This window comes from Escherichia sp. 93.1518 (genome assembly GCF_013368915.2).
Taxonomy (GTDB): Bacteria; Pseudomonadota; Gammaproteobacteria; order Enterobacterales; family Enterobacteriaceae; genus Escherichia; species Escherichia ruysiae.
Map to the genome: position 1 here is coordinate 1 of NZ_JABWMT020000086.1, position 1368 is coordinate 1368.

A 1368-nucleotide genomic window follows, 5' to 3' on the forward strand; every position below is an offset into this window, starting at 1 on the left:
ATATTACTGTAATTAGTACTGGAATGATGGCTCCTATGCTAATATTGGGTGATATATTGATGGAGTGGAAATTCTTTATCATAAACTTGATTTTATTTGTATCAATATTCTTACTAAATAGTTGTCTTAAAAAAACTTTCCAAGAAAAATCAAAGTCACTTTTTTCAAAATGGTCAGTGTGGACTTTAATAACTTATTTCTTTTTTGCTTTCTATATAGGTAATTATATGCCAAAAGTTTTCAACTGCATATATCAACGGTGGCTTGGACCTACACATTCATCATACTGATGGAGTTGTAGCAAGCTATAGTATCCCCAATATTGAAGCCCTAAGACGCTACGTAGAGTATGGAGTACATGAAGACGTACAACGCGACGCCGAAGAAGTAGAACGCATTCTAAGGGGCGTACAGGACGTTGTAGAGGAACTATCAGAAGACGAGAAACTACAGAAGAGTATCAAGAAATATACTGATTTAATCACTAAAGCAGCGAAAACAAAGAAATCACGCAAGCCAAAACCATAAAACAAAGAAGCACCTTTACAGGTGGTTGTCTCATTGCTGTAGATCGCCTTATAAAGATTCATAGCTATATTGAGCATAAGGCACACATAAAAACGTATCTAGGGTAATTGATTGTCCAAATAATTGCGGTACTGAATTTGAGTTCTCGAAACCAACCAACTATATCGGGATAATTTATAATTTTCATAGTTGCCATAGTAGTTGGTGTACTATATGATTCTTAATGCGTACCGATAAAAAATCCATTGATGAAGTATTGCAGTTTCAAAAAGAGTCTCAACAATTAATTCCTCACAGTAACTAACTGGAATAAGTCACAATGAAAAAAATAGTACTGGCTCTAATATTCATCGTCCCTTCTGTACTGGCAAATGTAGAACTTGCTAACGACGGACTATATCGGTGCGATGTATATATGTTTAAGGAAGTAGGTAAGCGTAACATCCCCCTCGATTCATTCAATCAATCGGGGTATATAAGTATCGATAATAGAAATGTGTCAAGTAACTTTGGCACTGAATCGGTAACATACAAACCACTAAAGCAAGTCAATGGTAGATTGTTTGCCATGGGCGTAAATACCCCCGACTACATTTATATATATGAATACGAGAAAAAACCTGTATATATGATCGGTATTACTGATAATGCGATATATATGACTTTCACCAACTGTAATTTAATAGATAACCTGTAATGAAAAAGACAATCATGGCAGGCTTTAAATATTCGGGGAATACGTACTATCAACGAGACAGTACTATGAATAGTAATCTATATATTTAGCTACTAAATGATTTAGTACAAATCATAAAATAATAAGAAGAGGCTAAATTTTAC

1 protein-coding gene is annotated in these 1368 nt (G+C 34.3%); it reads left to right on the forward strand.

Annotated features, from left to right (window positions below; all coding sequences use genetic code 11):
• Nucleotides 1–847: 847 nt before the first annotated feature.
• Nucleotides 848–1225 carry a hypothetical protein gene (locus HEN21_RS22475; protein WP_000724992.1) on the forward strand — a complete coding sequence of 126 codons (378 nt, stop codon included), beginning with the start codon at nucleotides 848–850 and terminating at the stop codon, nucleotides 1223–1225.
• Nucleotides 1226–1368 lie beyond the last annotated feature (143 nt).